The sequence below is a fragment of the Candidatus Foliamicus sp. genome (genome assembly GCF_965221325.1).
Classification (GTDB): Bacteria; Pseudomonadota; Gammaproteobacteria; order Steroidobacterales; family Foliamicaceae; genus Foliamicus.
Map to the genome: position 1 here is coordinate 764,686 of NZ_OZ244880.1, position 24,661 is coordinate 789,346.

General features: G+C 64.2%; 22 protein-coding genes. 17 read left to right on the top strand and 5 right to left on the bottom strand.

Annotation, left to right across the window (positions count from 1 at the left end):
* Positions 1 to 5: 5 nt before the first annotated feature.
* The 12 genes from dnaE (at position 6) to ACWCOO_RS03600 (ending at position 13,955) form a co-directional block, all read left to right on the top strand.
* The gene (gene dnaE, locus ACWCOO_RS03545; protein WP_446831581.1) at positions 6 to 3,545 is read left to right on the top strand and encodes a DNA polymerase III subunit alpha; all 3,540 of its coding nucleotides are present in this window, start codon (positions 6 to 8) and stop codon (positions 3,543 to 3,545) included.
* Positions 3,546 to 3,672: 127 nt separating this feature from the next.
* On the top strand, positions 3,673 to 4,629 hold the full coding sequence (locus ACWCOO_RS03550) for an acetyl-CoA carboxylase carboxyltransferase subunit alpha (protein WP_446831582.1): 957 nt from the start codon (positions 3,673 to 3,675) through the stop codon (positions 4,627 to 4,629).
* Positions 4,630 to 4,678: 49 nt separating this feature from the next.
* A complete protein-coding gene (locus tag ACWCOO_RS03555) occupies positions 4,679 to 5,572 on the top strand; it encodes a DUF1838 family protein (protein WP_446831583.1) in 894 nt (297 codons plus the stop codon).
* Between the two features lie 201 nt (positions 5,573 to 5,773).
* Positions 5,774 to 6,679, top strand: a complete 906-nt coding sequence (tilS, locus tag ACWCOO_RS03560) for a tRNA lysidine(34) synthetase TilS (RefSeq protein ID WP_446831584.1) — start codon at positions 5,774 to 5,776, stop codon at positions 6,677 to 6,679.
* A gap of 102 nt (positions 6,680 to 6,781) precedes the next feature.
* Complete coding sequence (locus tag ACWCOO_RS03565; protein WP_446831585.1) at positions 6,782 to 8,446, top strand: CTP synthase; 1,665 nt, start codon at positions 6,782 to 6,784, stop codon at positions 8,444 to 8,446.
* A gap of 5 nt (positions 8,447 to 8,451) precedes the next feature.
* Entirely contained in the window at positions 8,452 to 9,318 is an 867-nt protein-coding gene (gene kdsA / locus ACWCOO_RS03570) for a 3-deoxy-8-phosphooctulonate synthase (protein WP_446831586.1), read from the top strand.
* Positions 9,306 to 10,610: a phosphopyruvate hydratase gene (eno, locus tag ACWCOO_RS03575; RefSeq protein WP_446831587.1), complete on the top strand. Its 1,305-nt coding sequence runs from the start codon at positions 9,306 to 9,308 to the stop codon at positions 10,608 to 10,610. The genes kdsA and eno overlap by 13 nt, the downstream gene beginning before the upstream one ends.
* Positions 10,600 to 10,935 carry a septum formation initiator family protein gene (locus ACWCOO_RS03580; protein WP_446831588.1) on the top strand — a complete coding sequence of 112 codons (336 nt, stop codon included), beginning with the start codon at positions 10,600 to 10,602 and terminating at the stop codon, positions 10,933 to 10,935. The genes eno and ACWCOO_RS03580 overlap by 11 nt, the downstream gene beginning before the upstream one ends.
* Positions 10,936 to 11,000: 65 nt before the next feature.
* Positions 11,001 to 11,744 (top strand): 5'/3'-nucleotidase SurE, encoded by a 744-nt coding sequence (surE, locus tag ACWCOO_RS03585; protein WP_446831993.1) that lies wholly within the window; start codon positions 11,001 to 11,003, stop codon positions 11,742 to 11,744.
* Positions 11,741 to 12,433, top strand: a complete 693-nt coding sequence (locus ACWCOO_RS03590) for a protein-L-isoaspartate(D-aspartate) O-methyltransferase (protein ID WP_446831589.1) — start codon at positions 11,741 to 11,743, stop codon at positions 12,431 to 12,433. The genes surE and ACWCOO_RS03590 overlap by 4 nt, the downstream gene beginning before the upstream one ends.
* Complete coding sequence (locus tag ACWCOO_RS03595) at positions 12,430 to 13,029, top strand: YqaA family protein (protein ID WP_446831590.1); 600 nt, start codon at positions 12,430 to 12,432, stop codon at positions 13,027 to 13,029. The genes ACWCOO_RS03590 and ACWCOO_RS03595 overlap by 4 nt, the downstream gene beginning before the upstream one ends.
* A complete protein-coding gene (locus ACWCOO_RS03600; RefSeq protein ID WP_446831591.1) occupies positions 13,026 to 13,955 on the top strand; it encodes a peptidoglycan DD-metalloendopeptidase family protein in 930 nt (309 codons plus the stop codon). The genes ACWCOO_RS03595 and ACWCOO_RS03600 overlap by 4 nt, the downstream gene beginning before the upstream one ends.
* Positions 13,956 to 14,061: 106 nt before the next feature.
* On the opposite strand, the gene ACWCOO_RS03605 is transcribed toward ACWCOO_RS03600, so the two are convergent.
* On the bottom strand, positions 14,062 to 15,393 hold the full coding sequence (locus tag ACWCOO_RS03605) for a hypothetical protein (RefSeq protein ID WP_446831592.1): 1,332 nt from the start codon (positions 15,391 to 15,393) through the stop codon (positions 14,062 to 14,064).
* 120 nt (positions 15,394 to 15,513) lie between these two features.
* On the opposite strand from ACWCOO_RS03605, the gene ACWCOO_RS03610 reads away from it, so the two are divergent.
* From ACWCOO_RS03610 to prfB, 5 genes are all read left to right on the top strand, one after another.
* Positions 15,514 to 17,121, top strand: a complete 1,608-nt coding sequence (locus tag ACWCOO_RS03610) for a long-chain-fatty-acid--CoA ligase (protein ID WP_446831593.1) — start codon at positions 15,514 to 15,516, stop codon at positions 17,119 to 17,121.
* A 19-nt stretch (positions 17,122 to 17,140) separates the two neighbouring features.
* The gene (locus tag ACWCOO_RS03615; protein WP_446831594.1) at positions 17,141 to 17,506 is read left to right on the top strand and encodes an Mth938-like domain-containing protein; all 366 of its coding nucleotides are present in this window, start codon (positions 17,141 to 17,143) and stop codon (positions 17,504 to 17,506) included.
* A 239-nt stretch (positions 17,507 to 17,745) separates the two neighbouring features.
* Positions 17,746 to 18,846 (top strand): helix-turn-helix domain-containing protein, encoded by a 1,101-nt coding sequence (locus ACWCOO_RS03620; protein WP_446831595.1) that lies wholly within the window; start codon positions 17,746 to 17,748, stop codon positions 18,844 to 18,846.
* A complete protein-coding gene (locus ACWCOO_RS03625) occupies positions 18,843 to 19,364 on the top strand; it encodes a hypothetical protein (protein ID WP_446831596.1) in 522 nt (173 codons plus the stop codon). The genes ACWCOO_RS03620 and ACWCOO_RS03625 overlap by 4 nt, the downstream gene beginning before the upstream one ends.
* 71 nt (positions 19,365 to 19,435) lie before the next feature.
* Positions 19,436 to 20,531 (top strand): peptide chain release factor 2 gene (prfB, locus tag ACWCOO_RS03630; RefSeq protein WP_446831597.1). Its coding sequence is split into 2 segments (ribosomal slippage): positions 19,436 to 19,507 and positions 19,509 to 20,531, totalling 1,095 coding nucleotides; the frame shifts between segments, so codons are not numbered across the junction.
* Between the two features lie 79 nt (positions 20,532 to 20,610).
* Here prfB and ACWCOO_RS03635 read toward each other — a convergent pair.
* The 4 genes from ACWCOO_RS03635 to ACWCOO_RS03650 all read right to left on the bottom strand — a co-directional run bounded on the left by ACWCOO_RS03635 (position 20,611) and on the right by ACWCOO_RS03650 (position 24,648).
* Positions 20,611 to 21,612: a hypothetical protein gene (locus ACWCOO_RS03635; RefSeq protein WP_446831598.1), complete on the bottom strand. Its 1,002-nt coding sequence runs from the start codon at positions 21,610 to 21,612 to the stop codon at positions 20,611 to 20,613.
* Positions 21,613 to 21,730: 118 nt separating this feature from the next.
* Entirely contained in the window at positions 21,731 to 23,098 is a 1,368-nt protein-coding gene (locus tag ACWCOO_RS03640; RefSeq protein WP_446831599.1) for an APC family permease, read from the bottom strand.
* Positions 23,099 to 23,113: 15 nt separating this feature from the next.
* A complete protein-coding gene (locus ACWCOO_RS03645; protein ID WP_446831600.1) occupies positions 23,114 to 23,386 on the bottom strand; it encodes a hypothetical protein in 273 nt (90 codons plus the stop codon).
* 14 nt (positions 23,387 to 23,400) lie between these two features.
* The gene (locus ACWCOO_RS03650; RefSeq protein ID WP_446831601.1) at positions 23,401 to 24,648 is read right to left on the bottom strand and encodes a M24 family metallopeptidase; all 1,248 of its coding nucleotides are present in this window, start codon (positions 24,646 to 24,648) and stop codon (positions 23,401 to 23,403) included.
* Between the last annotated feature and the right edge of the window lie 13 nt (positions 24,649 to 24,661).

Consider the following 24,661-nt stretch of genomic DNA (forward strand, 5'->3'; position numbering starts at 1 on the left):
GCGCCATGGAGCAGGCTGAGTTCGTACATCTCCGCCTACACTCGGAGTTCTCGCTGGTCGATTCGGTGCTGCGCATAAGCGGCGCCGGCGGCGGCTTTTGCCGGGCGGTGCGCGAGCGGGGAATGCCGGCGGTAGCGCTGACCGATCTGAACAACATGTTCGGCGCGGTACGTTTCTACCGGGCCGCCCTGAATGCCGGCGTGAAGCCGATTCTGGGCGCCGATCTGCACCTCGCGCCGGAGACCGCCAACGCCGCGCACAGCAGTCCGGGCCGGCTGACGCTGTTGTGCCGGAACGCCGAGGGCTACCGCAACCTGCTGCGCCTTCTGTCCCGAATGCACCTTGAGATGGAAGCGCGTGGGGAGCCCGCGCTGCACCCGCGGTGGCTGACCGCGGAGGCGCTGAAAGGACTGATCGGGTTGACGGCTCTGAAGAGTCCGAGCGGCAGCGGACCGCAGGCCCGCGCCGAACGGCAACAGCTTCTGGCCCTGCGCCGGTCGATGGGCGAATTCCTGTTTCTGGAGGTAAGCCGGCTGGGGCGCCGCGGCGAGGCTGTAGCCACGCAGCGGACTGTGGACATCGCGGGCGCGGAGGGCATTCCCTTGGTGGCCGTCAACGATGTGCGCTTTCTGGACAGAAGCGAGTTCACGGCCCACGAAGCCCGCGTTTGCATTCACTTGGGCGAAACCGTCAACGATCCGAGCCGCGTCACCCGCTATACGCCGCAGCAGTACCTGAGAACGCCCGCCGAGATGGCCGAATTGTTCGCCGATCTTCCCGAGGCCTTGCAGAACACGGTGGCCATAGCCCGCGCCTGCAGCGTGGAACTGGACCTGGGGCGGCCGCAGTTGCCCAAAGCGCGCGTTCCCGAGGGTGTGGCGGAGCGTGAATTCCTGCGCTCGGAGGCGCTCGCGGGTCTGGCCAGCCGCCTGGAAATTGGTCCCGACCCGAGCGGCGACTTTCCGCTGCCGGACAAGTATCGCAAGCGCTTGCAGGCCGAGCTCGAAGTGGTCGAGCGCATGGACTATCCGGGCTACTTCCTGATCGTGGCGGACATCGTGCGCTGGGCACGCGAAAACGACGTGCCGGTGGGTCCGGGCCGGGGCTCGGCGGCCGGCTCGCTGATCAGCTACGCGCTGGGCATCACCACCATAGATCCGCTGCGTTATGGGCTGATCTTCGAGCGCTTCCTGAATCCGGAGCGGATCTCCATGCCCGACATTGACATCGATTTTTGCGCCGAGCGTCGCGAGCAGGTGCTGGCCTATGTGGCCCGGGAATACGGCCAGGATCGCGTGGCCCAGATCGTTGCCTTCAACCGCCTGGCGGCGCGCGCGGCGATCAAGGATGCCACCCGGGTGCTGGCCTATCCGCTGGGGCTGGGCGAACAGTTGGCGGGGCTGATTCCGCCCCTGCCGGTGGGCGTGACCATAGAGCAGGCCATGAAGGACGACCGGGAACTCCGCCACCTCTACAACACCGACGGCGACGCGCGCGAGGTCGTGGACCTGGCGCTGCAACTGGAAGGCTTGCCGCGCAACGCCAGCACCCATGCGGGCGGGGTCGTGATTGCGCCGGCGGACCTGGAGCAGTTCACGCCCCTGTACCGTCAGGATTCCGATTCGCCCGCGGTGACCCAATTCGACAAGGATGACATCGAATCGGTGGGCCTGGTGAAGTTCGATTTCCTGGCCTTGAACGATCTCACCACCATCACCCGCACCGTGGACCAGGTCAATCATGCCGGCGCGACCCGCGATGCATCGCCCATCGACATCGAAGACATTCCTCTCGACGACCCCAAAGTGTTCGAACTGCTGCGCAATTTGCGCACGCGGGCGGTATTTCAACTGGAATCCCGGGGCATGCGCGACCTGATTCGCGACCTCAAGCCCGACCGCTTCAGCGACCTGATCGCGCTGGTGGCGCTGTTTCGTCCCGGGCCGCTGCAAACCGGAATGGCGGACAGCTACATCCGGCGCAAGCACGGCCAGGAAGCCGTGGACTATCTGCACGACGACCTGCACGGACTGCTCGGCGAGACCTACGGCGTGATCCTTTACCAGGAGCAGGTCATGGAGATAGCGCGGCGGATCGCCGGCTACAGCTTTGCCCAGGCCGACGTGCTGCGGCGGGCGATGGGCAAGAAGCTCAAGGCGGAAATGGCCGACCAGCGTTCGGTTTTTGTGAAGGGCGCGCTGGCGCACGGCCTGGCGCGGGGCAAGGCCGAACACATCTTCAACCTCATGGAAACGTTCGCCGGCTACGGCTTCAACAAGTCGCATTCCACCGCCTATGCCACGGTCGCCTACCAGACGGCCTGGCTGAAAGCGCGTTATCCGGCGCAGTTCATGGCCTCCACCATGACCACCGACATGGGCGCGCATGAGCGCCTCTACTGGATGACGCAGGAATGCGCGGCTCTGGGTATTGCCGTGCTGCCCCCGGACGTGAACCGCTCGGAAGTCGGATTCAGCGCCGTGGACGGCAAGTCCGTGCGTTGCGGACTGGGTGCAGTGCGCGGCCTGGGGCAGGGAGCGGCCAGCGCCATTGCCGCCGAGCGGAGCGCTGCCGGGGAATTCGCTACGCTGGGCGAATTCTTCACACGGGTCAGCGGCGCCGGCCTGCACCAGCGGCAGGCCGAGACGCTGGTTCGTTCCGGTGCTCTCGATAGTCTCTGCGCCAATCGCGCGGCGGTGATGAAGGTGCTGCCTGGTGCGCTGGCCGCCGCGGCGCAGGCTGCCCGCGACGCCGAACTGGGCCAGGAGGGGCTGTTCGGCGAGACGGGCGGCCAAGCCGAGCATATCGAGATCCCCGAGGCACCCGAATGGAGCTCCCGCGAGCGCCTGGATGGCGAGCGGCGCAGCCTGGGCTTCTGCCTTAGCGGTCACCCTTTCGACGAGTGCAGGCGCGAGGCCGCGCAGTTGACGGGCGGTGGGCTACGCGAGATTCTGGGCCGCACTCCGGCCGGAACGCTGGAAAAGAATGACGCCCCTACCGTCATGGTTGCCGGCAGCATATTGCGAAAGTGGCGCAGAGGTGGAGCCAATTTCGTCGATCTCGACGACGGCGAAGCGCGCCTGCCCGTGCGCATGCCGCGCTGGGACTCGGGCGCACCGCCTGCACGGCTGATCACGCCGCATTCGCTGGTGCTGGTGCGGGGGCGCCTCACGCGCTTGCAGCGGGGTTCGCCGACTTTGTTCGCGGATTCCGTGGAATCGCTGGACGAGGTGCTGGAAAAGCATGCCCGGGCACTGTGGTTGCGCTGTGCGCCCGCGTCGGAGCCGGCGGAAGCCCAGGCGCAGTTGCGGCGATTGCAGGATTTGCTTAAAGCCCATACGCCGGGCGACGCCGAAGTCATCATTCAGTATGCGGGCAGCAACGCATCCGGCCGGCTGCGTCTGGGGGCCGGCTGGAAAGTGCGCGCGACGGCGTCTTTGCGCCACGCGTTGCAGCAATTTCCCGCTGTACAGAAATTCGAATTCCGCTATGCGCGTTCGGCCTCCGCGCCGGAGGTTCGCGCGCCAGTCCGGCAATCGGCTTGACGGATTTCGCAGCCGCGCCGGCACCCGCGGCTGCGGGCATCCGGTCGATTACAGTCCGCAAAAGCTGTTATCAGCGCTTACAATCGCACATCCCGACCCGGCGGGGCCTGGACGGTAGCTACTGCGCATGGATTCGTTTCTAGACTTCGAGCAGCCCATTGCGGAGCTGGAGAGCAAGATCGAGCAACTGAGGTTTCTCGACAACAGCTCGGGCGTGGATGTGGCCGCCGAGATCAAGCGGCTCGAACGCAGCAGCCGCTCCCTGACCCGCAACATCTACCGCAAGCTCACCCCCTGGCAAACGGCGCAGGTGGCGCGCCATCCCAAGCGGCCGTATTCGCTGGACTACATTGCCGGCATGAGCGCCGACTTCCAGGAACTGCATGGCGACCGGATGTATGCGGACGATTTCGCGCTGGTGGGCGGGCCAGGGCGAATCGATGGGGCCCCGGTAATGTTTGTCGGACACCAGAAAGGGCGCGATACCGCGTCTCGCGTGCAGCGGAATTACGGCATGACCCGCCCGGAGGGCTACCGCAAGGCGCAGCGGCTGATGCAACTGGCCGAAAAATTCGGGTTGCCCGTGGTTACCCTGATCGATACGCCCGGCGCCTATCCGGGCATCGGCGCCGAAGAGCGCGGCCAGAGCGAAGCCATCGCCTCAAGCCTGAGCTGCATGGTGGGCCTGAAAACGCCCATCATCAGCGCGATCATCGGCGAGGGCGGCTCCGGCGGCGCGCTCGCCATTGGCGTGGCTGACGCCGTGATCATGCTGCAATACAGCATCTATTCGGTGATTTCGCCGGAGGGCTGCGCCAGCATACTCTGGAAGAGCGCCGAGCACGCCACCGAAGCGGCGGACGCCATGGGCATAACGGCCAACCGGCTGCTCCAATTCAAGCTGGTGGATGAAGTACTCGACGAGCCTCTGGGCGGAGCCCACCGGGACCCGGCCGCGGCCGTGGCCAGCCTCAAGAAGGCAATCAGCAAGTACCTGCTGCAGCTCACACGTCTGGACACGCCGCAGTTGCTGGAGCGCCGCCAACAGCGGCTGCTGAACTACGGCGTATTCCGCGAGGCCTAGTCGGCCGCGTTTGCAGGCACAATGTGCAGGAATTCATCGGGAGGAACACATGAAAGACAAGATCAATCGCCGCGCATTGCTGGCTGGTGCGTTGGGCGCGCCGTTGGCGGCAAGCCTGCCTGCCCAAGCGCAGGAGGACTATTCGGGACTCACCGATCTCCAGCTCTCCGAGGAGGACATGCTACGCATGTTTCTGAAGCTGCGCTGCAGCCTGGACGAGCGCGTGACCATGGGCTGGGTGGACGCGGTGAACTACGCCTTCGTGGAAGGCGTCACGTATCCGTTTTACCGGCTGTTGTCCACCACCATTCGCCAGGTGCAGCGGGTGGACGATCTGCTCTACAAGAGCGTTTCGCTGGAAGTGGCCATGTATGTGGACATTGAAACCGGCGAGTTGGGTGACACGCTCAGCAACCCGGTTACCGGCGAGACGATCGAGGCGCCGCTCTACCGGGCCGGTCCCTCGCACACGGAAATAAGCATTCGCGGCGAAGAGACGAGCGAATTCACCATGGACCGGGAGACGGTTGACGGCAGTTCTTTCTTCCTTTCCGGCCAGGCCGTGAGCGAACGCTATATCAGCCTGCCTCAGCGCCGTGGCGACGACTTCTACATCCGCCAGGACGTGAGCACACGCGTGTATTCGGGCGACGCCTCGAAGCCGAGTTTCTTCTACCGTGAGTGGACCACCAATCGCGGAAGCTGGAAGCAGCTTTCGGACGACTCGATGGTCGCCGTGCCCAGCGATGTGGCCTACCTCGCCACCACCGCATTTCGTCCGTGGATGAAGATGGGCGATACGCCGGGGCACACCGTGCAGAACGGACGGGGTGGCCGCGCCCTGTCGCCGGACGGCTTGCCGACGGAACTACTGCGCCTGGTCAGAATCCATCACCCCGATCTGCTCGATAACCCGGAAGGTGTGCTGGCGGGCACCGCCTGAGCGTTCCAGAGCGCGGAACCATGAACCGCGGAGGTCCGTGCATGGTGGCGCGGAGGGTCGTGCTCGCCTCCAATTCGGCCTGGTTTACGGCCTTCCAGGCTAACCGGCAAGAGCGGTAGCGCTGCGATCGACGCGCTGGCCAGCACAATCGAAGCGGCGCTGAGCCGCCTGCGCCCCGGCTGGAGGGATGACCGGCTGCTGGTGGCGTTCAGCGGCGGCGGTGATTCCACGGCGCTGTTGCTGGCCTTGCATGAGCTGCTCGGCAAGTCCGGCCGAGAGGTCTTGCGGGTTGCGCATGTGAACCACGGTCTGCAGAGCAGCGCCGGCGTCTGGGCCAGGCATTGCGAGACAGTGGCCAAGGATCTCGGCCTCCGCTTCGAGTGCCGGGAGGTAAACGTGCAGCTCGGCGGCAAGGGCGTGGAGGCCGCCGCTCGGAGCGCGCGCTATGCCGCTTTGCAGGAGCTTATGCAGCCTGGCGAGTGCCTGCTGACCGCGCACCACCAGGACGACCAGTGGGAAACGCTTTTGCTGCGCATGTTGCGGGGCGCCGGCGTTGCGGGACTTGCCGGTATCCATGAAAGTCGCTCCTTCGGCCCGGGCTGGTTGCTGCGGCCGCTGCTGGACGTGCCGCAAGCGGATCTCCGGGCGTGGTTGGAGCGCAGAGGCGCACCCTACGTCGATGATGCATCCAACCGGGATACCGGCCTGGACCGGGCCTTTCTGCGCCACGAGGTGCTTCCGCTGCTGCGCGAGCGCTGGCCCGGAGCCGGGGCCACGGCGGGTCGCTTGGCGCGCCTGGCTGCGGAAACGCGCGAGCTGTTGCTCGCTCTCGCTGAGCAGGACGGCCGCGGGATCGCGCGCGCAGACAGCATCGACTGCCAGGGATTGCTGAAACTTTCGCCGGCGCGGCGCGCCAACTTGCTGCGCGCGCGCTTGAACACTCTGGGCCTGAGCGCTCCGCCGGAGGCACGGCTGCACGCCGCCTTGGACATGCTGCTCAACGCGCGGCCCGACCGCCGCCCGGAGGCGCGCTGGCCCGGCGCGCGGCTTTCGCGGCGGCGGGGGCGTATTTGCATAGCCCCGCTATCGCCGCCTGACAAGGCCTGAACCCGCTGCCGGCGCGCGGCGGTTTCGGGGCCGGTCGCGCGGCTTTTTGGGGCCGGTCTGTGTTAAGGTTGATGCCCGATCCATGATTGTGGTCGGAGTGGCATGACCCGCTACATTTTCGTTACCGGCGGCGTAGTTTCGTCGCTTGGGAAGGGCATAACCGCAGCCTCGCTGGGCGCTATTCTCGAAGCCCGCGGCCTTTCCGTCAGCATGATCAAGCTGGATCCCTACCTCAATGTGGATCCGGGCACCATGAGTCCCTTTCAGCATGGCGAAGTGTTCGTAACCGCGGACGGCGCCGAAGCCGACCTTGATCTTGGCCACTATGAACGCTTCGTGCGCAGCAGCAAGCCGGGCCGCGATTCCAATTTCACCACCGGGCGCATCTACAACGCGGTGATCGCGCGCGAGCGCCGCGGCGGCTACCTGGGCGCCACGGTTCAGGTCATTCCGCACATAACCGACGAAATCCGGGACTCGGTATTTTCCGGCGCCGGAGACGCCGACGTCTGCATCGTCGAGGTGGGCGGCACGGTGGGCGACATCGAATCCCTGCCGTTTCTGGAGGCCATTCGCCAGATCGGCCTGGACATGGGCACCGAGAACGTTGCCTTCCTGCACGTCACGCTGGTTCCCTATGTCGCTACCTCGCAGGAAATCAAGACCAAGCCCACCCAACACTCGGTGAAGGAATTGCGTTCGATCGGAATCCAGCCCGACGTGCTGGTCTGTCGCTCGGAGCTGCACCTGCCGGACGAACAAAGACGCAAGATCGCGCTGTTTGCGAACGTGCCGGAGGCGGCGGTGTTCTCCGCTCCGGACATGGACGACCTCTATGCGATCCCCCTCGAACTGAAAAACCAGGGCTTGGACGAAGTGCTTGTGAAGCAGTTCGGCATGGACCTTCCGCCGGCCGATCTTGCCGAGTGGGAGCGCGTGGTGGCCGCGGGCCGCGACTGCGAGGGCGAAGTGACCGTGGCCATGGTCGGGAAATACATGGATCTGCGCGATTCGTATATCTCGCTCAACGAAGCCTTGAGTCACGCCGGGCGCCGCGCCGGCGTAAACGTGCGTGTGCGCCACATCGAATCCTCTCAAATCGAGGATTCGGGCGCCGACTGCCTGGCCGGCGTACATGCGATTCTGGTGCCGGGCGGCTTCGGCGAGCGCGGCATAGAGGGCATGGTGCAGGCGGTGACACATGCGCGCGATAAGGAGATTCCGTACCTTGGCATCTGCCTGGGCATGCAGGTGGCCGTGATCGAGTTCGCCCGCAATGTGGCGGGCCTGAAGGACGCCAACAGTACCGAGTTCAACGCCGAAACGCCGCATCCGGTGGTGGCCTTGGTTACCGAGTGGGTGGATGAATCCGGACAGGTGGAGCACCGCGACGCCGACTCGGAAAAGGGCGGCACCATGCGCCTCGGGGAACAGGCTTGCCACTTGGCTGCGGACAGCCTGGCTCTGCAGGAATACGCCCAGACGCCCGTGTATGAGCGTCACCGGCACCGCTACGAGTTCAACAACCGCTATCTTGAGCGCTTGCAAGAGTCCGGCCTGGGCTTCTCCGGCCGCTCTTCGGACGGTCTGGTGGAAGTCATTGAATTGCCGGCGCATCCGTGGTTTCTGGCCAGCCAGTTCCACCCCGAATTCACGTCCACGCCGCGCGACGGCCACCGCCTGTTCGACGGCTTCATGGGCGCCGCCGCGCGCTACATGCGGCGGGGCGACCTTCCGGCCAAGACGGCCACCGCGGCCGGCGCCTAACTTTCGTGGGTTCGCCGACCAGCGCCGGCAGGGCGGAGGTGGCCGGGTTTGTCGCCGGGCTCGACCAGCCGCTGTTCCTGATCGCCGGCACCTGCGTGGTGGAATCGCGGGATTCGGCGCTTGAAACCGCCGGTCAACTGGCGGAAATCAGCAGCGATTTGGGGTTCCCGCTGGTTTACAAGTCGTCGTTCGACAAGGCCAACCGCTCTTCGCTGGAAAGTTTCCGCGGCCATGGAATGGAGCGCGGGCTCAGGATACTTGAGGAAGTAAAGCAACATACCGGTCTGCCCGTGCTGACCGACGTGCACGAGAACACGCCCATGGACGAGGTGGCGTCCGTCGCCGACGTGCTGCAGACACCGGCGCTGTTGTGCCGGCAAACCGATTTCATCCTGCGCGCCGCAGCTGCGGGCAAGCCGCTCAACATCAAGAAAGGCCAGTTTCTCTCGCCGGCGGAGATGAGCAATGTGGTTGCCAAGGCGCGCTCCACCGGCAACCGCTCCATTCTCGTCTGCGAACGGGGCTTTTCTTTCGGCTACAACAACCTCGTGGCCGACATGCGCTCGCTGGCGCAACTGCGCACCACCGACTGTCCGGTAGTGTTCGACTGCACCCATTCGGTGCAGTTGCCCGGCGCCCAGGGCAGTTCGTCCGGCGGTCAGCGCGAATTCGTGCCGGTGCTGGCGCGCGCCGCGGTGGGCGTGGGCGTGGCGGGGTTGTTCATGGAAACCCACCTGCGGCCCGAGGAGGCCTTGAGCGACGGCCCCAACGCCTGGCCCTTGCCGCGCGTGCGCGAACTGATGGAGTCGCTTCTTGAGCTCGACCGGACCGTCAAGTCCAGGCCGCTGGCGGAGGCATCGTGTCTCGCATAACTGAAATTCACGCGCGCGAGATTCTGGACTCGCGCGGCAACCCCACGCTGGAAGCCGAAGTGGGCCTGAGCTGTGGGGCCTTCGGGCGTGCTGCAGTGCCATCCGGCGCCTCCACCGGCGCGCGCGAGGCGGTCGAGTTGCGCGATGGTGACAGCAAACGCTTCGCCGGCCGAGGTGTGCGAAATGCCGTGGGGCACGTGAACGGCCGCATCCGCGACGCCTTGCTGGGTATGGACGCGGGGGCCCAGCGGGAACTGGATTTGCGCATGGTGGAGCTGGACGGCACGGCCAGCCGCTCGAATCTGGGCGCCAATGCCATGCTTGCCGTATCGTTAGCCTACGCACGCGCAGGCGCCTTGTCCTCGGGTGTGCCGCTTTACCGCAGTTTGGACACTGGTGCGGGCGCGCAGCGGCTGCCGACGCCGATGATGAATGTCGTGAACGGAGGAGCGCACGCCGACAATCGCCTGGACGTGCAGGAGTTCATGGTGCTTCCGGTGGGCGCCGGCGACTTTTGCGAAGCCTTGCGCTGGGGCGTGGAGGTGTACCACGCATTGAAGGATGTCTTGCGCGGCGCCGGGCGCTCCACGGCGGTGGGCGACGAGGGCGGATTCGCGCCCGACCTGCCCTCCAATTCGGCGGCGCTGGAGGTCCTGATCGAAGCGATCGAACGGGCCGGATTCTCTGTGCCCGGCGATTTCCTGCTGGGCCTGGATGTGGCTGCCAGCGAGTTGTATGCGGACGGCCTCTACGATCTGGCTTCCGAGGGACGCAAGTTCGACAGCGCCGACTTTGCAGGCTGGCTCAAGGAATTGGCCAACGCCTACCCCGTGGTGAGCATCGAAGACGGCATGGCCGAGGACGACTGGCAGGGATGGGAAGCGCTGTCCCGCGCTCTGGGCGACACGGTGCAACTGGTGGGGGACGACCTGTTCGTTACCCAAACGGCCATTCTTGCCGAGGGTATCGAACGCCGCGTCGGAAACGCGATTCTGATCAAGCCCAACCAGGTGGGCACGCTGACCGAAACGCTGGCGGCGGTGGACGCGGCGGCCGCGGCCGGCTATGCGGCGGTGATCTCGCATCGCTCGGGCGAAACTGCGGACACCTTCATCGCCGATCTGGCCGTGGGTTCGGCAGCCACGCAGATCAAGACCGGCGCGCCCTGCCGGTCCGATCGCACGGAAAAATACAATCGCCTGCTCAGAATTGCCGAAGAACTCGGCGAGCAAGCTTCATATGCCGGCAAAAGCGCCTTTCCGGCCCACGTGAGCGCCCATCATGCGGGCTAAACGTTTCGGGATACTGCTTGGCGGCATCGCGTTGGTCGGCCTGCAGTATGCGCTGTGGTTTGCTGACGACGGCCTGGGCAGCTTGTTTCGCGTGCAAGAGGAAGTGGCGGAGCAGGCGCGGGACAACGCCGCGCTGCGCGAACGCAACCGCCGGCTGGCCGCGGAAGTCGAGGACCTCAGGGCCGGCGATGAGGAAATCGAGCGCCTGGCTCGCTCCGAGCTGGGAATGGTCGGTCCCGGCGAAAAGATGTACCTGCTGGTTGACGAAACGTCGGAAAACGCGCCGCCCGCCCGCCCCGCGCCGGCAACCGACCCGGAGAATTAACTCCGCAGCGTTAGCCCGCGGAACCTCCAGCAAGAGATTTGAGCCGAAGAAATCTGGGGCTGCTGGTGCGCGTTCTGCTTTCCAACGACGATGGCTATCGCGCCGAGGGTTTGCAGACCCTGGAGCGGGCGCTGCTGGGCCAGGCCGACATCATGATTGTTGCCCCCGAGCACAATCACAGCGGCGCCAGCAATTCACTTACGCTATTCGAACCGTTGCGGTTGACGCAGTTGGGCAAGAACCGCTGGTATTGCTCCGGCACCCCAACGGATTGTGTCCACATCGCCATTACCGGACTGTTGCCGGAAGACCCCGACATGGTGTTTTCGGGCATCAACCACGGCCCTAATCTGGGCGACGACGTGCTCTACTCGGGCACCGTGGCCGCGGCCATGGAAGCGCGCGTGCTGGACGTGCCCGCGGTAGCGGTTTCGGTGGCGGGTTATCCGCCCAGGAATTTCGACTCGGCACAGCGCGCGGTAAGCGCGTTGTTCGAGCGCCTGAGCCGCAACAAGCCGCCCGGCAACATGCTCCTTAACGTGAATGTGCCCGACTTGCCCTGGGAGGAGATTCGCGGCTTCAAGCTGACGCGCCTGGGCCATCGGCACAAGGCCGCGCGGGTCAAGGTTTCCGATGATCCCTACGGCGGCAGGCTGTACTGGATGGGCCTTCCGGGGCATGGCCTGGACGCCGGGCCCGGCACCGACTTTCACGCGGTGCGCAGCGGTTGGGTCTCAGTCACTCCCCTGCAGTGCGACTTGACCGACCATAATCGGTTTGAGGCCGCCGCCGATTGGCTGCAGCAATGAGCCGCCGGCCATCGGCTTCGCACCGGCGCAGCGGAATCGGCCTCACTTCGGCGCGGGCGCGCAGCCGCCTGGCCGAGCAACTGCAACAGCGCGGCATACGCAGCCAGGAAGTCCTGGAGCGGATTCGAAACGTGCCGCGGCATTTGTTCATCGACGAGGCCCTGGAGCGCTATGCCTACCAGGACAACGCACTGCCCATAGGCGCCGGGCAGACCATTTCGCAGCCCTACGTGGTGGCGCTGATGACGCAGGCGCTGCTGATGGACGACGATGGCCATATGCGGCGTCCCGGCAAGGTTCTGGAAGTGGGCAGCGGCTGCGGATACCAGACTGCCATACTGGCCCCGCTGGTACGCCAGCTCTTCAGCATCGAACGCATACGCTCGTTGGTTGATTCGGCCAGCTCCTTGCTCCGCGAACTGGACTGCGGCAACGTGCGATTGCGGCATGGCGATGGAATGCTGGGGTGGCCGGGTCAGGCCCCGTTCGACGGCATCCTGGTGGCGGCCGCGGCCGTGGCTGTGCCCCAGGCCCTGCTGGACCAGCTTGCGCCGGGTGGCCGGATGGTGATCCCGGTAGGCGCTCCCGAACGCCAGGAGTTACTGCGCATCGAGCGGCATGAGGACGGGGAGCTTCGCGAGAGCCTCGCGCCGGTGACTTTCGTGCCGCTGCTGCCCGGCCAGAAATGAACGCGGGTAATCACGCCGCGCCTGGTTGGGGAGGCTTGGTTGACCGGGTTGTGGGCTGGGCGCGATTGCCGCGCGCGCCCGCCGTGCTCTGCGCTGTGAGCTTTGCCGAATCGATCTTCTTCCCGATTGCCGTGGACGTGATGCTGGTTCCGATGTGCGTCGCCAGTCCCAGGCGAATGCTGCGTCTGGTCACGCTTACCACCGCCTTCTCGGTGGCCGGCGGCTTGGCCGGGCTGATGCTGGGATACCTGGCTATCGACGCCTTTACGCCCTGGCTCGAACGCCTGGGCTGGGGCGACGAATTTGCTCGCGTAGAGAACTGGTATCGGCGGTGGGGCTACTGGGCGCTGATCATGGCCGCCTTTACGCCGCTTCCCTACAAGGTTTTCGCGATTTCCGCCGGCGGCCTGGGCATGGGTGTGGGCGCGTTTCTGACTGCCTCGGTGATCGGGCGCGGCCTGCGATTTTTTCTAGTGGGCGGGCTTGCGGCCTGGCTCGGCCCCAGAGCTTTGCGGGCCATACGCTATTCGGATGCGCTCGGCTGGGTGCTTGCGGGCCTTGCCGCGGCCGCGCTTGCGTTATGGTGGTACCTGTGAAATCTCCGCTTGCTCGCTGCCGCTTGGGTTCCTTGTGCGTTTCGCTGGCCGGAAGTCTGTTCCTTGCCGGCTGCTGGGGCTGGATTCCCGAAGATCCGGCGCCCGCGGAACCGGTACCAGCGGCGCCCGAGCCGGTATCGGCAGCAATCGAAACCTCCCCCGCGAAGCCGTCTCCCGCAAGCACCGCCTCCGACGTCACTCCCGATCCCGTTCCCGAAACGTATGTCGTTGTTGCTGGCGACACGCTGTTCTCCATAGCCTGGCGATACCGTCTCAAGGTGGGCGATCTCGCAGCGTGGAACAAGCTCGGCGACGGCAGCCTCATACTCGTGGGCCAGCGCCTGCGGCTTGCGCCGCCGGCCGGCCAGCCCGCACAGCAGGCTAGTTCCGACGCCGCCACTTCTTCCACGGCAAGCCGTTCAACTTCAGAAAAGCCGCAAGCCGCGGCAAGCAGCGGGACTTCCCGGCAATCCTCCGACGGTTCAACGGAGCGGCAAGCGCCCAAGCCGACCGGTCGCGCAAGTCCCGACAGCGCGGCGCGGCCTGCAGCAAGCGGCAAGTGGCGTTGGCCTGCCGAAGGCCGCGTAGACGCCAGGGGAGCGCGCGTGCGCGCCGGCGACTACGGCGTGAGGATCATGGGTCAGCAGGGACAGAACGTGCATGCGGCCGACAGCGGCAAGGTGATGTACGCCGGCGACGGGCTCAAGGCTTACGGCTTGCTGGTTATTGTCCAGCACAGCCCCGAATGGCTCACTGCCTACGGGCACAACGAAAAAATTCTGGTGAAGGAGGGCGACGAAGTGCAGGCCGGCCAGTCCATAGCCACTATGGGCATCGGCCCCGCCAACACCGCCATGTTGCACTTCGAGATCCGCCGCAACGGCAAGCCCATCGAACCCATCAACCTCCTGCCCCCGCGCAACTGAGAATCCATCAGGTCGGACCTGCGCGCCGCGGCCTCGCCAACTCGGCTAGTTCGGCCCACCCGCGCCGGTTGCGCCTCCATGATGGAGGTAATCGATTGGCACAAACTCAAGAAACGTCTTGCGTCGGTGCGCTGTTCCATGATCGCCGAATGTCAAGTTGGCGTTTTGCAAGCAGCCTTCCGTCGGTGGCGAAAACGAAAAGTTCCAGGCCGATATTTGCGGGGAGATAGAAAAGCGCGGAATCCTGCCCTGAGACCTCAGCACGATCGTAGGCAACTTCATCAGGTCGATCACGATCCCGCACCTCGATAATGCACGCGGCATTGGTGCACTCAGGCACGGCAACGGTAGCCGGATGCCGTTTTCCCAGCATGTTCATCCAGGCAGGTCGCCCACTACGGAATATCGTGCGGGGAAAAACCACATGCACATCTACTCCTTTCCCAATCTCAAGTGGCTTTCCTTTCTCGGTCAAGAGCACCAGCGGATAAACGATTTGCGGGAATAATCGCTCGACACTCGTGCGCAAAGGGCCGTCAAAGTCCGCCGAGCTGCGCTCGCCAAGCCGTGTTTGATCGATAGTTAGCGGGTCAATTCCAGAAATTTCACGCAAGAAGTGCGCCATCGGCTGAAATGAGGGCGTGATTTGTTCTTGCACGTGTGCCCATCCGCAATGCACGAGAACTTTCGCGTCGGCGTCCTCCTGCAGCGTTCTGTCTATTATGTTGCGAGCCTGCCAGTAGTCTCTGCGAGCCTGTGCGCTAAGACCGTCTTCGATGTCCTTTTGATGTTCTTCAATTTCGTATCCTACGATTTCGTATCCCAGCGAAATGGCAACCCGCAACATTTCGGCGAATACCACATCGTTTAGATAGTAGCCTGAGTCCCTGCTAGGGTAACCCCTCTTGTTCACATCATCCCCTGGCCACAGCGCTTCAAGCGCCAAGTAGCGATATCCGCGACGAGACAGCGGTTCCAGCAAGGCCATCGTCAATATCCGGTCGGCTGAAACATGATGCCTCTCGTTGACAATGACTATTCGATGCTTAGAGGATCGGTCAACAATGTAAGAAACCGCATTTTCTACCCGAAATCCCAAGTTTTTTTCTTCATGAATAGCAGTTGATTCCCGATCATCTATTCGTCTCTCGTAGCTTCTGTCCCAATAGTCCAGGGCCTCTGCATGATTGCCTACAAACGATTCCAGTTGTGCCCTGAGCATGTTGTATCGAGGCATCCCCCCGCATTGCCGTGCAATAGACCTAAAGTGATGCAACGGCTTCCAGACGCTCTCTTTCCCGTAAGAGCGGCTATACAGCTTGTCGCAGTCTCTCGCCGCGGTTGCTTGGGAATTCCCGGCGTCTTCGTCATTGGCGCTGGCGACGGCTTTGATAGCAATGGCCATCAACGACAGGAAAAGTATCCGAGCGAAATTCATCTTGCTTCAACGAAAATGTTTACGAAATCCAGATATACCATACGTTTTCCAGAACGAAAGGCGTGGGCTGCTTGTGCTACATTCTGCGCCGGAAAGCCATAGAGCGGAGGGATGCGGCATATGAACGGCCTGATGATGGATTACCCGCTAACCGTGACCAGCCTGATGCGGCACGTGAACGCGCAGCATGGCGCCTCGGAGGTCTTTTCGCTCACCGTCGAGAACCCGGCGCACCGCACCACCTATGCCGAGATTTTCCGCCGCTGCGCGCAACTGGCCAACGCGCTCAAGCGCCTGGGGCTCAAAACGGGCGACAGGGTGGCAACTCTGGCCTGGAACGACCACCGCCACATGGAGTTGTATTACGCCGTTTCCTGTCTGGGCGGGGTTTTGCACACTATCAATCCCCGTCTGTTTCCAGAGCAGTTGCAATACATCGTCAATCATGCCGAAGACCGTTACGTTTTCGCCGATCCGCTGCTTCTGCCGTTGCTGGAAAAGCTGCACCCGGCTTTTCCCACGGTCGAGCACTACATACTCTTGTGCGGGAAGGACTCGCTGCCGAAGTCCGGCGTGCCCGGCCTGCTCAGTTACGAGGAACTGATAGAGGGCGAGGACGATGACTACGACTGGCCGGACCTCGACGAGAACACGGCCAGTTCGATGTGCTACACCTCCGGCACGACCGGCAACCCCAAGGGCGTGTTGTACTCGCATCGGTCCACGGTCCTGCACACTTATGCCAGCGGGCTGTCCGATGTCATCAGCCTGCGAAGCACTGACAGTGTGCTCCCGGTCGTGCCGATGTTTCACGCTAATGCCTGGGGCGTTGTCTATTGCGCGCCTATGGTCGGCAGCAAGCTGGTCCTGCCCGGCCCCAAGGCAGGCGCCCCCGAGGCGCTGGTGGCGATGATGAACGCGGAGCGCGTGGACACTGCCCTAGGCGTGCCCACGGTTTGGCTGGGTTTGCTGAATTACCTGAACGCCTCCGGCAAGCGCCTGGAAACGGTCAAAAGCCTGGTAGTGGGGGGCGCGGCCTGCCCGCGCTCCATGATGGTGGACTTCGAGGAGCTCCATGGCATCCAGGTGCGCCACGCTTGGGGCATGACCGAAATGAGCCCCTTGGGCAGCGTGAATGCGCCCACGGCGGAAACCGGAAGGCTCAGCGCAGACGCCCTTCTCGCGCAGCGCCTGACTCAGGGGCGGGCCCCCTATGGCGTGGAAATGCGCCTGTTGGACGAAGAAGGCAACGAACTGCCGAGAGACGGCAAATCGGTTGGCCGGCTGCAGGTGCGCGGCCCGTGGGTCGCCAGCCGCTACTACCGCGCCGAAGAGTCCGCGCTTGAGGACGGGTGGTTCGATACCGGCGATGTTGCGACTATCGATTCGAACGGTTTCATGAACATAACGGACCGCACCAAGGATCTGATCAAGTCGGGCGGCGAGTGGATCAGCTCCATCGAACTGGAAGACGTGGCCATGGCGCATCCCGCGGTCAGCGAAGCAGCGGTCATCGCCACGCCGCACGAGAAGTGGAGCGAAAGGCCCTTGCTGGTTGTGTGCCTGAAGGAAGGCGCCGAGGCCAGCGCGGACGAATTGCTGGCCTGGTTCGAAGGCAAAGTAGCCAAGTGGTGGATACCCGACGCTGTGCGTTTCGCGGACGAGTTGCCGCATACGGCCACCGGCAAGGTGAGCAAGCTCAAGCTCAGGGAACAGTTTTCCGCCTAGCGGCGAATCGGTCTGCCCTTTGAAGCTAGAACTGGAATCTGCAGGCGCGCTGCGGGTGCATTGGTGGCGCCCCGGGGAATTGCGCATCGGTCAGGACACCTGGCGCCAACCGGTGCTGCTGAACGCCAGCGAAGTGCGCCCTTGGGCGCTGGCGGATGACGAAACGATTGCTCTGCAACACTTGGAGCCGCTCCTCGACGAACAGCCGGACCTGATTATCCTCGGGACGGGAGAACGGCAGAGCTTTCCGCCGCACGAGCTTGGAATGGCGCTGCTGAACCGCGGAGTAGGGCTCGAAGTAATGGATACGGGCGCGGCTTGCCGTACCTACAACGTGCTACTGTCCGAAGGCCGCGCGGTGGCCGCCGCCCTGCGCATCCGCTAAGGTTGAAGCCGTTCAGAATTGATGCACCTACACTGCTGAGCGAATCGACTGGCGAGGACGCCGGCTCTCTTTATTCGCTGGTTAACCGCCCGAGGCGTTGAATCTCGGCAGTAGCACCGCACGCCGCGCGCTCCAGCGGAGTCTGTCAACGTCAATTGGCTTGAGCACAAGTCAATTTGAGCATAAAATTCTTGCTTATAGCCATATGCAAGATTTACTTGAGAATGGGAGTTGGTGTGATGAGAGACCTCATCGGAAACAGGATAAAGGCGCTGAGGGAGGCGAGGGGCTGGTCGCAGGACGACGTGGCGCGGATGCTGGGATTCAAGGATAGGCAGACGGTTTCTGCAATCGAGACGGGAGTGCGGCGAGTAACAGCGCAGGAGTTACTGCTTGCTACCGAGCAACTGGGGGCGCCATTGGAGTACTTCACGGACCCGTTCCGCTTGGAAGGAGAAGCCCGGTTCTCGTGGCGACAGAGCGGTGTTCCGTCGGAACGTCTTGAGGAGTACGAAAGTGCGGCAAGCCGATGGATCGCGGCGTACCGGACATTGGCGGGTAAGGTCGGGCGGGAGACGCGGTTGCTGCGGCCGTCGCTCGGACTGACCCGCCGGTCGAGCTATGAGGAAGCGATTGAGGCAGGCGAGCGTTTCTCGGCCGAACTCGATTTGGGGGACGTGCCTGCGGAGCGCCTCGTTGAGGCGATGGAAGAGAAGCTGGGCATCTTGGTGCTCATGGTCGACGCGGAGCAAGGGATTTCCGGGGCTGCGTGTCGCCTTCCGGAGTTGGACGCAGTGCTCATTGCGCGAGGCGAGGTAGAAGGACGTCGAAATTATGACTTGGCGCATGAACTGTTCCACGTGCTGACTTGGGAAGCGATGCCGCCGAAGCATGTCGAGGAAGCGAAGGAGACGGGGGGAAGTCGCGTGGAGCAGCTTGCCAACAACTTTGCGGCCGCACTATTGATGCCGGCGGACGTCACGCAGCAGGCACGACGTTGGGGGCAGTTGGACTCGGACACGCTGGTGAACAGCCTCAATAGCGTTGCATCGGACCTCAAGGTGACGTCGTCGGCGCTAAGGTGGCGTCTTGTGAACCTCGGCGAATTGCCGGCCGCGAGAGCGCGGGCCATTCCGGAGTCTTCGTTGCGCAACAATGGCGGCCTGGAGGTTGGGTCCCAGCCCCCGCTGTTCTCGAAGCCGTTTGCGGAGGTGCTCCACATGGCGTTGCAGCAAGGTCATGTCTCGGCGCGGCGCGCGGCGTCGCTGGTGGACTCGCACGTTGGGGAACTGCCGGCGATATTGGCAGCCCACGATGTCGAGTACAAAGTTGAGCTATGAACGACGGCGTACGGCCCGGTTGCGTCGTGCTGGTGGACGCGAACGTCATAATCGAAGGGTATAGGACAGCAACATGGGCCGCGTTGGTGGGTGCGTTCAGCATTGAGACCGTGGAGGACTGCGTGACGGAGACGCAGACCGGCTACAAGAACCGGCCCCGGGAGCAATGGATTGAAGTCGCCGCGTTGAGGGAGTCGTTTGCTAAAGTGCATGACGTAACGGATCTAGAACGAGCGGAACTGGCGATTCGCCTCGGTGGGATCGCTTTGGACCGTGGCGAGGAGTCGCTATGGGCTCACGCGCTGGGGCGGTCAGGGGAATGGCTGTTGTCAGGTCCTGATCGGGCGAGTCTGCGAGCGGGCGTGTGCTTGGGGTTCCGGGACCATCTTGTGTCCGTCGAGGAACTGCTGGAGACGGCCGGGTACCGGACTCGGAAGGAACTTAAGCAGGCTTACACGAAGAAGTGGATGCGCGGTGTCGTGGGCGAGATGGTGATTGCCGAAGCGGGGCTAAGGTAACGGTAGTCTGGCGGGTCGGGCAGCGGTTCGGTGTTGCGTTGTGGGGAGGGCTGGCGTACGCTTTCGCGGTTATGGAAACGTCGCAATTCAAGCCTGTGCTTGCGGATATCGGGGCGCGTCTGGAAGCCCTGAGGGGGTATCTTTGATTACGCGGGCAAGGTTCGGCGCCTAGCCGAGGTCGATTCCGAACTCTCCGATTCCTCCGTCTGGTCCGATGCGCAGCGGGCCGGCGCCCTGGGCCGGGAACGCGCGGCCCTGAAATCGACCACCGAAGTTCTGGACCGCTTGTCCGCCGAGGCTGCGGACTTGGGTGAGCTCCTGGAACTGGCGCTTTCGGAACGCGACGAAGCGACGCTTGCCGACCTGGGGAAGGGTGTAGAGGCGCTGGTCGCCGAGGTGGAACAACTGGAGTTCCGCCGTATGTTCGGCGGCAAGATGGATCCAGCCAACGCTTTTCTCGAAGTCACGTCCGGCTCCGGCGGACACGACGCTCAGGATTTTGCGGAGATGCTGCTGCGCATGTACCTCAAGTTCTGTGAGCAGAACCGTTTCAAGGCTGAACTGATCGAGGCTTCCGAGGGGGAAGTTGCCGGCGTGAAGAGCGCCACCATTCATGTGCGCGGCGATTACGCCTATGGCTGGTTGCGCACCGAGACGGGCGTGCACCGGCTGGTGCGGAAGTCGCCGTTCGATTCGGGCGCGCGCCGCCATACCTCGTTCGCCAGCGTGTTTGTTTCTCCGGAAATCGAGGCGGACACGGAGGTAGAGGTCGATCCGAGCGATTTGCGCATCGATGTGTATCGCGCCAGCGGCGCCGGCGGCCAGCACGTGAACCGCACCGAGTCGGCTGTGCGCATAACGCATCTTCCGACCAACATCGTCGTGCAGTGCCAAAACGAGCGTTCTCAGCACAAGAACCGCGCCACCGCCATGAAACAACTGCGCGCCAAGCTTTTCGAACTGGCCGAACGCGAGCGCCGCGCCGAGCAGCAGGCACTCGAGGACAGCAAGGCGGATATCGGCTGGGGCAACCAGATCCGCTCCTACGTGCTGGACCAGTCGCGCGTGAAGGACTTGCGCACCGGCGTCGAATCCGGCAACCCTTCGGCGGTCCTCAACGGCGCGCTGCAACCATTCATCGAAGCCGGGCTGAAGCAGGGCGTTTAACCTTTCAAATGACGCCGTCGCCGGGAGCGTTCCAAGCGGTTGAGTGGAGGCTGGCTTTGCAGCGCCTTCGAGCGGCGGCTTAGCGGGGTCTCCTTCTGGCCACCGCGTCGTGATCACGGCTGCCGGGCTTGTTCGTGGCGCCGCGCCTTCCGGCGCTCGAGTTTGCGCGGAATGCGCCCAAGAGCGCGAGGCTGCCGTCATCAGCGGCGAAGCCGAAAGTGCCGCCCATCGCAGAACCATCTGCGCCGGCCCATCGCAATCCCCAACTCCCGCGGCCATCGATCCTGGCGGATGTTTCGCCCGCGAGCGGCTCGCCGCTCATGGCAATCCGCACCTCGCCCAACGTAATCGGAGCGCCGCCCAGAGCATCACCGGAAAAAGTGCGCAGGCCGCTCAACGTTCCGCCAAGCGTTTGCGCGCCGAAGTCGGCGGCCAACTCAACTTGCGCCACGAACTGCGTCGCGGTTTCCCCGGCCATGTGCAGGCCCACCGCGTCGCCTCGGTAAACGATTTCCTGCGCCCGCAGACCTCGAACGTCAAGCGCCGGCGGCGGCGCCGGACTCCTGGTCCAGAACGCGCCGAGCTCGCCGTCGTGGGACCAGAGACCGAGCAAGTCGTGCGGGTATGAGGACGGGTCCGGCTCGATGTACGCCGGCACTGCGGCGAAAAGAGCGAGGCGCACCGCGCCGCCGTGCCCGGGTGCGCGCTTGGCAAAGCTCCCGTCGGATACCTCATAAACCAGGTTGCCCGCCTCGTCACGGATTACTGCCACGGAAACTTGGCTGGCAGTGCGTCCGCTGTCGTTCACAAACGATGACTGCGACGCGCCGTTGGGCGCGGCCCGCGCAGCGCGCGCCAGCGCTTCGCCGAAGCCCGGACCTATATCGTCTCGCGCTCCCGCCACCGCCGAAAGCCCCGAGCGTGCCACTTGCGGTCCCCACGCAATCGAACCGGAACTTTGTTGCGGCGAGTCCGCCCACGCGAAGCTTCCGGCGCTCCAGGCGCCCAAAACGAACGCTGCAAGAATCGCGCCCTTCACGGCCCACAAACGCCTTTCCCAAGCAATCGTAGCTTTGGCCACTCCTCCCTCGCGAAGAACCCCGCAGCCCAGCGGACTCGCGCCTGTTGGCGCGTACCAAGCCCCGGGGCGACAGGCAGCCGGAACAAGGTGGAACCTGCTGTTCATCGCGCGTTGTGCGCTACTTCTTGCGGCGGGTAAGCCAGATCAGCACGCTTACGGCGCCCCAGCCGAGCACCAGACCCCATTCCTGCGGCCAGGCCAGCGCCGAGGGGCTGAAGGGCAGGAAAAGAAACAGCATGCCCACCGCCAGCGCGATAGCGGTTATGCCCACGAAGCGTGGGTACCGCAGCTTGTAGGGACGTGGCATTTCCGGGCGTTTCTTGCGCAGCGCGAGGAATGCCACGGGAACGAAGGCATACGCCGCCACTACGGCGAAGCTGCCGGAATTGATCAGCCACACCAGTATCCGGCTGCCGAACAGCGGCGAGATGCAACAGAGCGCGCCAATCGCCAGCACGGCCACGTAGGGCGTCTTGTAGCGTGGGTGCAAGCGGGCGAAGGCAGCCGGCAGCGTCCCGGATTCTGCCAGCGCGAAAACCACGCGGCTGCCGCCGATCATGAAGGCGTTCCAACTGGTGAGCACTCCGCCGATGCCGCCCAGAGTGAGCGCCACGCCAGCCCAGGAGCCTCCCGCGAAGCGCGACCAAAGGCGGCTGGCCGCGTCGGCCGTTATCAGGCCGTCGCCGGCCAGTTCTTCGGGCGTTAGCGCCACCGCCACGGAAAAGGCGACCGCTCCATACCAGGCCACGGCCAGTACCAGAGAGAGGATCAGCAGCCGCCCGATGCGCTGTGGCGGCAGGTCGATCTCTTCGGCCGATTGAGGCACAACGTCGAAACCCACCAGCAGCGCAGGGACCATGATCAGGACGGCCAGAATTCCGGTTGCCGGCGATGCGATCCAGGGCTGCGCCAACTCGAGCTCGCCGAAGTTGGCCGCTCCGGCAATGAGGACCACGCCGGAAAGAAAGATCACGGTCGTGACGATGCCCTGCACCACGGCCGCGGTGCGGATTCCCAGCACATTGATCCAGGTCATGGCGACGGCGCCAAGCACTCCCACCAGCACGAAGCCGCCATCCACCGAAGCACCCGCAACCTGCCACAACTCACCCAGGCGGATTTGCGGAAACAGGTGTTCCACGGCAGTGGCCAGCGCCACCGATTCGAATGCGCAGACGGTGACATAGGCCATCAGCAGCGCCCAGGTACAGAGGAACGACCAGCCGTAGCCAAGCCCGGCCTGCGTATAGACGTGCTCGCCCCCGGCGCGCGGCATGGCCGAGGCCAGCTCGGCGTAGGTCAGTGCAATGAATCCGATCACGAGGCCGCCCGCCGCGAACGCCGCCAGCGTCCCCAGGCTGCCGGCATTGCTTACCCAGTAACCGGTCATCAATACCCAGCTCCAGCCGATCATGGCGCCGAACGACAGCGTCAGGACATCGCGGGTGCGAAGCACGCGCGCGAATCGATCAGGTTTCGGCTGCATTGCGGCGGCGGCGGGCTAGGGTTTCTGTCGTTTGGGCGCGGGCTCCAGGGCGCGCGACAGAATGGCGGATACAAACGCGTCGCGGTCCCGCAGAATGTCGGCCTGCTGGCGCTCATCGGGCCGCCAGCCGTCCAACTCGTCGCGGCGCAGGGCGCCACTTTCTTCCAAGACCTGCTCCATCACGCGCAAGCGGTCGCGGGTTACGTAAAGCTCCTCGGCCAGCCCCATGATGACGTTCATCATGCGGTCCAGCATCGGGTCGCCCAGCCAGTCGTTTCTTTTCGCCACCGGTTATTGGCCGTTCAGCAGGGCAGGTGGATCAATTCGCGCGGCATGTCGCAGAGATACTCGGGACCGTTGCGCCCGATCAGCAGCGTGTTCTCGTAGTAGATGCCGCCAAAGCCGATCTCGCACACTTCCATGTCCATGTTCACAACCATTCCTTCCTCCAGCGTAAAACCGCTCAGGCCGGGCGCGGCGCCGGGAAGTTCCAGGTGTTCCAGGCCAAGCCCGTGGATAAAGGCGTGCCGGAAACCCTTGATGCCGCCGCGCTGGCCCACGTCCAGCGCCAGGCGCCGCAGGTCGATGGTGCTGACGCCCGGCCGCATGGCGTCGAACACGGCCTCTGCGGCGTCGAAGGCGGCCTTCCAGTAGCGCTCCAGCTTGGCGCTGGGGCTGCCGACGACGCAGGTGCGCTGCATATCACCGAAATAACGCTTCCAGGTAAGCATGGAATCGAAGCACAACTGGTCGCCGGCGCGGATCGGGTAGTCGTGATCGTGCCAGAGGCCCATGCTCTTGTGTCCGGCGCCTACGTAGATGCACCAGGGCATACAGTCCTGTTCGGCCACGCTGAGATGCCAGGCGCGGCGCACCTGCGACCAGTTCACACCCACCCCGGAAGCGTTGATGGCGGCGCCCAGGGCGCGCTGATTGCGGCGTCCGGCCTCGCGCATGAGCGCCAGTTCGGCGGGTGTCTTGACGGCCCGGATCTGCGTCATCAGGTCCGGCCGGTCGATGCATTCGACGCCGGCCAGGCGCTCCGCGCACAGGGCGCAGAGGCGCGCGTCGTCGAAGCCCAGCCGCCGATAGCCTGCCTCGCCGAGCGCCTTCAGGATCGCTTCGATCACGCCCACGGAGGCAGTTGCGCGGGTCGCTTCCATCAGCGCAAGCGTCTTGCGGTCGGCTTCCTGGAGTTCGGCGTCCTCGTCCACGGTGTAGTGGCAGAAAATATCGTCGCCCACCTGGGTTTCGTAAACGCGCAATTCGGGCATCCAGCTCGGACATTCGGCGAGGTTGGTGAGCTCCACGTCATGCACGATCAGCGTCGCGGGGTGTTGTTCGGAAAGCGGCAGGATGGCGCAGGCGGCCCAGGCGTAGTCGAACAGCCAGTCGGATTCGTAGTCGCTCAAGTAATAGACATTCACGGGCACAACGCACACCATCGCGTCCAGGCCCGCTTCGGCCATCTTGGCGCGTGCTCTGTCGAGGTTGACGAGCCCCGATATTGCACCGGCTTTCGGAGTTTCGGGCGGGGTGCTGGCAGGCATCGGCGAGCGCTCG